Origin of the sequence: Streptomyces tyrfis (assembly GCF_037034285.1) — a bacterium.
In the GTDB taxonomy this organism is placed as follows: Bacteria; Actinomycetota; Actinomycetes; order Streptomycetales; family Streptomycetaceae; genus Streptomyces.
In genome coordinates this window covers 1-7805 of sequence record NZ_JBAGJZ010000092.1, presented here as the reverse complement: position 1 = coordinate 7805, position 7805 = coordinate 1, and the positions used below count along the sequence as shown (strand labels likewise).

Here is a 7805-nt window from a genome sequence, read left to right as displayed (position 1 = left end):
CTCGCGACTCCGCCCGACGGAGACATGCCCGCGCACGGTCTTCGGGCGGTCCTGGTCCCGACGCTCGATCTCCTTTTGCAGATGGCCAGGGCGTGGCGGAGGGGTGGGCGGCGTGGGGCGATGATCGGGGTGATGCGTGCCGCGGCCGAGGAGCGGGTGCGGCGTGTGCTGTCTTTCCATTCCCGGGTGGGTGAGGCGGAGGCGATGGCGGCCGGGATGCCGGCAGTCGCCAAGGTCCTGGCCGAGGCCGCCCCGGACGCCTACCCGCCCGCGGACCGGGTGTGGGCGGACTGACTCTACCGGGAGCGCTCCCCCGCCCACCGCCGGAACGTCCTCACCGAATTCGCCTCCTATTTGAAGGTAGCGGGTCCAGGGCCGTCGGACCTCGTCGCTGGCCCGGCGTCGGACGTGGCGGTCGGTGCACTTGCGGGGACGGTTCTCGCCGAAGGTCCGCGCCGTGATCCGGTTGATCTCGTCGGCCAGGCCCTGGTGCGTGAAGCCGTACTCGGACATGGCTGCCTTGAGCCGGGTGTTGCGTTGTCTGCCCGTCAGATCCTCTGCCAGGTATCGGTCGTGGCAAGGGCCGTAGCCCTGCTATTGCTCCCGCGTTGGTAAAACTGTCCGGCTGCCCTGCCCCGGGACAGGGCAGCCGGACGCCGGGCGGGCCCGGCTCGCCCCCGGCAGGTGCCCCGGGCCGTTCCTGGTGGTCGACGGTGATGTCACGACGTCGCTTCCGTTCGGCCCCCTCAGAAGTGTCATGGGCTGAGGCGGCTGATAGACGTGATCACATCCGTGAAGAACCGCAGTACTCGCAAGGTCGAGAAAGGCCTCTGGATGAAGATCCGCCGGAAACTGTCCGTCATCGCTCTCACCGCCGCCGTCGGTATCGGTGCCCTTGGTGTCCAGCCGGCCTTCGCCGGCGACGGGGACCATGACCCCTGCGATCAGCACCGCGGAGGATGCCAGGGGCCTCCGGGGCCTCCGGGGCCTCCTGGGCCGGCAGGGCCGGCAGGGCCGGCAGGGCCGGCAGGGCCGGCCGGAGTGTCGGGGCCCAGCATCACGGTGAACGGCCCGTCCGTCCCCGCGAACGGCGTGAGCGTGGCCACGGCCGATTGCCCGGCCGGTTACACCGTCGTCAGCGGCGGGTACACGTCGGACGGCCCCAACACCTACGGGGGAATCGGAGAGAAGGGCCACCCCAACAGCACCAACACGGGCTGGGTGGTCCCCACGCCGCTCGACAACACCCCTGGTGCCGCGATCCACGTCTGGGCGATCTGCCTGCCCTTCGGATAACCCCTCGCCGGGTGCACTGCGCGTACAGGCACCCGGTCGCCGCCTGGACCGGGCCCGGTGTACGGCCCGGTTCCAACTTGCCGGTGCGGTCAGGCACGACGGCAGAAGAGGCCGCTGCGGCGGGGCCTGCCCGGCGCCTGACCGTGGTCGTCCGCCCGGTCCCGGGGCCAGGCGCCCCGGAGGGGGACGGCTTCGGCGGCGGCCTCCTCGCCGCCCGACCGTCGCAAGAAGAAACCCGCGCCCGTGGAGGACGAGGACCCTGTGCGCCGCCGTTCCTTCCTCTCGCTGACGGCCGGTTCGGCAGGGGGTGTGGTTCTCGGTCCTTCGGCGGAGGTCGGCGGTGGTGATGTGCTGCGGCTGCGGCAGCAGCTCGATGCGCTCATGGCGCTGGACGATTCCCGGGGCGGGCACCACAACCTTGGAGCGGGCCGCGCTCGCCAGCGCGCGGGAAGCCGTCGCGCTCCAGATGCAGCTCGCTGAAGTCGCAGAAGAACTGCCTGCCTGACCTGTCCCCGTCCCTGGCGAGGTCCCCGGCACCGCTGGGGGTCTCTTGCCGTTCGGCGGCCATCCGCTGCGTGTTGCGGCAGGGTGCCGCTGCGGCGAGGGGGCGGGGGGTGGCGTGAGGCGGTCTTGTGCCGTTGCTCGCGCCTGGCTGAGGCATTGCTGATCGCAAACGGGGGCGATGCCCCCGCCGGGCCGAGAAGCTGATACAGGGAGGGGCGTGCTCGCGGGCGTGCCGAACATCTCTTACGGATCGGGCCGCCCGTGCGGCTCCTGCGGCGAGCCCGTCACTGCCGGGCACGCCGGCTCTCGCTACTGCGGCCCGGCTTGCAAGGAGCGTGCCTATCGCCGCCGTACTGCGTCCCGCCGTCAACAGGGATCGGGGCCTTGCCCGCTTCCTGACCGCTCTGCGCCGCGACGCGTGTGCCCGGCGGCCGCTCGGCTCTCTCTCCTCGCCGAGCTGGCGGTCGAGGCCGTCGGCGGCCGGGGCGTACCGGAATTCCTCGAAGAGCACGGGGCACTGGATCATCTCCGCTCGTACGCGACACGGCGTTCCCTCTACCGCCTGAAGGAGGCGGATCCGCACGCCTGGGTGCTGGCTTGCCTCAGCGGTCGTGCCTAGGCCGGGATGGCCGCCGTCGAGTACGACGAGTTCGGCGGGGGCAGGGCGGACCGGGTCCACGCCCGGCTGTTCGCGGATCTCATGTCGGATCTCGGCCTGAGACGGCCTACGGTCGCCGAGTCGGCCTGTCCTCGGCGTCGGCCTGCCCGGGACGGGCGCGGGGATCCGCGGGCCGCAAATGATCGTGCGCCCGGCACCAGCGGGCCGATGCTGGCACGGGCCTCGCGGGTCGGCGGCCGGGTGTGTGGCGGGTGGGGCGGGAGCGGGCGGTTCCTTCGCTGGTGCCGGGTGCCTGGCCGATGGTGTCCCAGGAGGGGGCCGTCGAGGGGCGAGGCCAGGGCCGGTCCGCAGCCTGGCAGGAACCGGTGCCTCGGTGCCTTGGCCACCAACTGCGTCCACCCCCGTCCGGGCACTGCTTGGTGAGGGAGCAGGCCAGGTGGGCCCGCGGGCAGGCCGCGTTGGTCTCCAGGCCTCGTCTGCCCGGGGCGGACGTTGACCGGTTGCTTGCGGTGCGCCCGGTGGGGTCAGGGAGGTGTGAGGGTGTCGAGCCGGGCGGTGAGGTCGGGGTGGGCGGCGGCCAGGTGCGGGCGGGCGGCGGTCAGGGGGGCGATCAGGTCGGCGGGATCGTCGTGGGCGAGAGCGGCGTGGAGCTCGCTGATCGGGCGGCGGGCGGCGGGGGGAAGGTCGGTGAGTGCGGTGATCTGGCCGGCGAGGCGGCGCAGGTCGGCCGCGTTGCGGCGGGCCCAGGCGGCGGTGCTGCGGTCGGCGGCCCTGGCCTGGCGGGTGGCCTGGACACGCTGCTCGCCGGTGGTCCCGGCCGGGCCGGGGCGGCCGCGCAGGTAGCGGCGTTCGGCGGCCTGGCGGCTGGCGACGCCGAGGGGGTGGGCGAGGTCGGCCCAGCTGGCGCCTGCGTCGCGGGCCGTTTCGATCAGGGCGGTCTCCCATCCGGCGAGTTGCTCGCGTACCTGCCGCAGCAGTGACAAGGAAGCCAGGGCCTGTTCCGGGCCGGGGGCGGGGGCGTTTGGGGTCTTGTGCTGGGCTTCGCGCAGGGCGGCGTCTATGGCGTTGAGGGCCGCCGCGGCGGCAAGGAACGACACCGGGCTGTGGGCGTCGGTGCGGGACAGAGGCGGCTGGTCGGCCGGGGTCACGGACACCTCCCTCGGGTTGTCATCAAGCTGACGACATCGTGTTTGTCATCCATTGGATGACATGTTACAACGGTGTCAGTGAGGCGCATTGGCAGTAACTGCCTGAACCTGCTGGAGGTGTTTTCACGATGTTGATGCGCACTGACCCCTTCCGTGAGCTGGACCGGCTGGCGCAGCAGCTGATGGGCCCGGGTACCTGGTCGAAGCCGTCGGCGATGCCGATGGACGCCTACCGCGAGGGCGACGAGTACGTGGTGGCCTTCGACCTGCCCGGCGTCAGCGCGGACGCGATCGACATCGACGTCGAGCGGAACATGCTCACCGTCAAGGCCGAGAGGCGGCCGGCGGCGAAGTCCGACGACGTGCAGATGGAGCTCTCCGAGCGGCCGCTGGGCGTCTTCTCCCGCCAGATCGTGCTCGCCGATACTCTCGACACCGAGCACATCCAGGCCGACTACGACGCCGGGGTGCTCACCCTGCGCATCCCGATCGCCGAGCGCGCCAAGCCCCGCAAGATCACCATCGGCGTCGGATCCGGACGCAAGGAGATCTCCGGCTGACACCGGCCGGACGGGTGCGGAGGACGGGCACCTGATCTCCCCCCTCACCCCGCCCTCCGCACCCCCGTGGGCAGTCCGAAGGACAAGAAAGGGGTGGCGGCTGAGATGACTCTGCGACGCGAGGCGTTCCTCGACCACGTGAAGGAACGCGGCAAGTACGGCACTGCGGAGGAAGCCGAGCGCGCGGCTCGCGTGGTGCTCGCCCTGCTCGGCGCGCACCTGGTCGGCGAAGTCCGCTCCCAGCTCGCGGCACGCCTGCCGGAGGACTTCGCCCTGATCCTCCTCAACCCGCTCCAGAGCGCCGAACCACTGTCGCCGGAGCGGTTCGTGCGGGCGACCGCAGCCTGGATCGAGGGCGCCACCGAACAGACCGCGACGTGGGACGTCAGCGCCGTGCTGTCCACGGTCGCCGACACAGCCGGCGACGATCTGCTGGGGCAGATCCTGCTCCAGCTCCCCGCCGGCTACGACCTCCTCTTCGGCCGCCCCCAGCCCACCTGACCACCACCTCGGCCCCAGCCAGCCGGACACCGGCACCACCCCACCCTGCTTCACGAAAGGCATGCACCGCAGTGATCACCGACGTGCGCGCACCGCTTGAGCACCAGCAGCCGTACGGGACGGCATATGAGCAGATGCTGGAGAAGGTCCGCTACGAAGGCGCCTACCCCACCCGCGAGAAAGCCGACGAAACCGTCCGCCTCGTCCTTTCGGGGCTGGGACGCCAGCTGACCGGCGACGAACGCGTCGACCTGGCCGCCCGGCTGCCCCTGGAGGCCGCACGCATCCTGACCGCGCAGATCCCCGACACCCAGCCACTGACCGGATGGGCCTTCGTCAAGGACCTCGCCGCCCGCACCGGCGCCTCCCTCGCCACCACCCGCTGGGACACCGGATCCGTCTTCTCCGCCGTTACGGCCTGCGCCGGCCCCGACCTCATCACCCGCATCCTGCACCAGCTCCCCACCGGCTACGCACTACTGTTCGGCCAAGCCGAACTCACCCCCGCCGCATAGCCCCGGGCCGTGTCCTGTTGGCGCGGTGGTGCCCGACGCGCAGTCTGCTCCTGGCCGGTCAGCGGTGCAGGTCCTCGTTGAGCCAGCGGTGCAGCAGCAAGAGGGCTTCGGTGTCGGCGACATCGGCCAGCTGGTGGAGCAGGGTGCGGATCGCCGGGTCGTCGCCGGCGCGGACGGCCGCCGATTGGATCGATCAGCCGGGAAGCCTTGGTGGGTTCGCCTGCCGGGCGGGCTCGACGGACGGGCGGCTGCGCTGCTCGCCGACCGGACCGAGAGCATCCGTACGAGGGAGCCCGATCGCCGACTCACCCCGGGGTATGGCCGGGCAGGGCCGTCGGTGAGGGCAGGGTGTGTTTGGGGTCCAGCCAAGGTGAACTCAAAACGGGCAGTGAGATGATCTTGAGGCCCTGAGCGTCGGTCCTGCGGCTCTACCACCGAGGGCTTGGCCCTGTCCCGGGTTCCCGGGTTCCCGCGTTCCGATCCTTTCCCTGCACCGGCCCCGCGATGATCCCGCGCGGGCGCGTTCAGCGGCGTCCGGCAGGAGCTGGGCACCGGGTGGAGTGGGGATGACCTCGATCGAGCGGACCGCGTATCCGCGGTTCAAGCGGCTGATCACCGCGCGTGAGCTGCACGTCTTCTTCACGCCGTCCGAGGAGGAACGGGCCTGGGCAGAAGAGGTCGCGGACTCCGATGAGCACCAGCTCGCGCTGCTGCTGGCGCTGAGGCCGTACCAGCGGATGGGCTGCTTCCCGAAGGCGCACGAGGTGCCGGAGCAGGTGGTGGAGTTCGTGCGCCGGGCGGCGGAGCTGCCGGAGCACACCCTGCCGGCGTACGGGTCGGAGCGGACCGCCAAGAGCCAGCGGAGCATGGTCCGCCAGCGTTGCGGGATGCGCTACGCCGGGTCGGGTGCCCGGGCGCTGGCCGAGGAGACGATGCGGATCGAGGCGGCGTCGAAGAACAACCCGGCGGACCTGATCAACAGCGCGCTGGAGAAGCTGGTGGAGGTGGGGCTGGAGATCCCGCGGTTCTCCGCCCTGGACGCGATGGCCTCCACCGTACGGGCCCAGGTGAACGAGGAGATCCTGGCCGGCATCCGGGAGCGGATGACCGAGGACGAGCGGGCGCGGCTGCTGGGCCTGGTCGATGTCGTCGGCCTGGACGGGCGGACGCTGTTCAACGCCCTCAAGCACAACCCCGGCCGGGCGACCTGGTCGAACTTCAAGCGTCTCAAGGGCCACCTGACGTGGTCGACGGCCTCGGTGAGACCGGCAAGTGGCTGGAGGGCGTCGTGGCCGGGAAGGTCGCGGACTTCGCCGACGAGGCGGTGGCCCGGGACGCGGCGACGCTCAAGGACTACACCGCCCGTCGTCCGAGCGGCTGCTGTCCTGGGAGCAGGTGGAGGCGAATCTGCCGGAGTACCTGGCGGAGGTCGGCCTGGGTGCGCCGGGAGAGCGGGTGCCGTTCGACGGTCGCGCCCTGGTCGCCCAGCTGCGGGGGCGCCTGAGCACGGCGGCGGCCGCGGCGGACGGCGAGTACCCGGACAACGACGAGCTGTTCATCGACCCCGACACGGGCTCGCCCAAGCTCAAGGCCCGCCGGGCGGAGAAGCCGCGCAAGAGCGCCCTGGTGCTGGAGCAGACCGTCAAGGAGCGGATGCCTGAGCGGCACCTTCCTGGGCACCGTTGCCCGCACCGCCTACTGGATCGAGTGGTGGCACCGCTTCGGCCCGGCGTCCGGCAACGACCCGGTCGAGCAGGAGAAGGACGTGAAGTTCACGTCCCTGCTGGCCAACCTGGTGATCTTCCACAACACCCTGGATATCGCCGACGTCGTGCGCGAGTTCCAGGCCGAGGGCCGCCCGTCGACCCCCTCGGCCTCGCGCAGGTCTCCCGTACCTGACCGAGCACATCAAGCGGTTCGGCGAGTACTCCACCCACGAACTCGGGCATCACCCCCGACGACTACGACGCCCGCCTGGACGTCGACTTCAGCGTGCTCGGCGACGACGACAAAGCGGCAGCGGCATGACGGACGAACCGACAGGAAAGCCGGGCCGGCCCGCCGCGGCCACGCTCGCCGAGGCCAGCCCCGCACTCGCCGCGACCCGGCACCCAGAGCGCAACGGCTCGCTGACCCCCGGCCGGATCGTGGCCAAGGCGACGTTCGACGCGTGGTGGCGCTGCCCGGCCGGCCACGAGTGGCAGGAGAAGGTCAGCGCCGGGCGGCGATGGCCAAGTGGAAAACGGCGATGCCGCCGCGGCCCCGCCTCAGAGGGCGGGCACGATCATCGCCGTGAACGGGCGGGTGGCCGCGAGGCGCTCCTCCAGCAGTTCCCGGTACTGCTCGGACTCGTAGACGGTGCGGGCCTGTTCGGCGTCGGCGAAACGCAGGACGACGGTGTGGGTGCCGCCGGCCGGCCGCCCGCCTTCGGACAGGTGGACGGTCCGGTCGGTGCTCGCGAGAAGTTCCCCCGCGTCCGGGCCCAGTAGGACGGGGGCGGCGGCCCGGCGGTAGGCGTCCAGGCGCTGAGAGTCGGTCACGTCGTAGTTCAGTATGAGCAGGGCGGGCATGGTCTCTCCTCGTCGATCCGCGCGAAGCAGGGCGAACAGGGCCCCGGACGCGCGGGATCGACACGGCGCCCGGGCGGCCACCACGGACGGCG

The 7805-nt window shown here is 71.7% G+C and carries 7 protein-coding genes and 4 pseudogenes; 9 read left to right on the top strand and 2 right to left on the bottom strand.

The window, feature by feature from the left end; all coding sequences use genetic code 11:
- The 3 genes and pseudogenes from WA762_RS35130 to WA762_RS35120 form a co-directional block, all read left to right on the top strand.
- A pseudogene (locus WA762_RS35130) lies at nucleotides 1–294 on the top strand (hypothetical protein); the annotation flags it as partial.
- A gap of 804 nt (nucleotides 295–1098) precedes the next feature.
- Nucleotides 1099–1296, top strand: coding sequence for a hypothetical protein (locus tag WA762_RS35125; protein WP_335941650.1), 198 nt, complete (start codon nucleotides 1099–1101; stop codon nucleotides 1294–1296).
- 893 nt (nucleotides 1297–2189) lie between these two features.
- Nucleotides 2190–2535: pseudogene (locus WA762_RS35120) on the top strand (iron-containing redox enzyme family protein); the annotation flags it as partial.
- A gap of 408 nt (nucleotides 2536–2943) precedes the next feature.
- On the opposite strand, the gene WA762_RS35115 reads toward WA762_RS35120, so the two are convergent.
- Nucleotides 2944–3567: a type III effector protein gene (locus WA762_RS35115; protein ID WP_335941649.1), complete on the bottom strand. Its 624-nt coding sequence runs from the start codon at nucleotides 3565–3567 to the stop codon at nucleotides 2944–2946.
- A gap of 128 nt (nucleotides 3568–3695) precedes the next feature.
- On the opposite strand from WA762_RS35115, the gene WA762_RS35110 reads away from it, so the two are divergent.
- The 6 genes and pseudogenes from WA762_RS35110 to WA762_RS35875 all read left to right on the top strand — a co-directional run.
- A complete protein-coding gene (locus WA762_RS35110; protein WP_335941648.1) occupies nucleotides 3696–4127 on the top strand; it encodes an Hsp20/alpha crystallin family protein in 432 nt (143 codons plus the stop codon).
- 105 nt (nucleotides 4128–4232) lie between these two features.
- Nucleotides 4233–4628 carry a DUF2267 domain-containing protein gene (locus WA762_RS35105; RefSeq protein WP_335941647.1) on the top strand — a complete coding sequence of 132 codons (396 nt, stop codon included), beginning with the start codon at nucleotides 4233–4235 and terminating at the stop codon, nucleotides 4626–4628.
- A gap of 71 nt (nucleotides 4629–4699) precedes the next feature.
- Entirely contained in the window at nucleotides 4700–5143 is a 444-nt protein-coding gene (locus tag WA762_RS35100; RefSeq protein ID WP_335941646.1) for a DUF2267 domain-containing protein, read from the top strand.
- A 566-nt stretch (nucleotides 5144–5709) separates the two neighbouring features.
- The gene (locus WA762_RS35095; RefSeq protein WP_335941645.1) at nucleotides 5710–6804 is read left to right on the top strand and encodes a DUF4158 domain-containing protein; all 1095 of its coding nucleotides are present in this window, start codon (nucleotides 5710–5712) and stop codon (nucleotides 6802–6804) included.
- Nucleotides 6801–7022 (top strand): annotated as a pseudogene (locus tag WA762_RS35880) (Tn3 family transposase); the annotation flags it as partial. The gene WA762_RS35095 and the pseudogene WA762_RS35880, both read left to right, overlap by 4 nt.
- Before the next feature lie 145 nt (nucleotides 7023–7167).
- Nucleotides 7168–7350, top strand: a pseudogene (locus WA762_RS35875) (zinc-ribbon domain-containing protein); the annotation flags it as partial.
- A 60-nt stretch (nucleotides 7351–7410) separates the two neighbouring features.
- Here the strand turns inward: WA762_RS35875 and WA762_RS35090 are convergent.
- Nucleotides 7411–7713 (bottom strand): DUF1330 domain-containing protein, encoded by a 303-nt coding sequence (locus tag WA762_RS35090; RefSeq protein WP_335941644.1) that lies wholly within the window; start codon nucleotides 7711–7713, stop codon nucleotides 7411–7413.
- Nucleotides 7714–7805 lie beyond the last annotated feature (92 nt).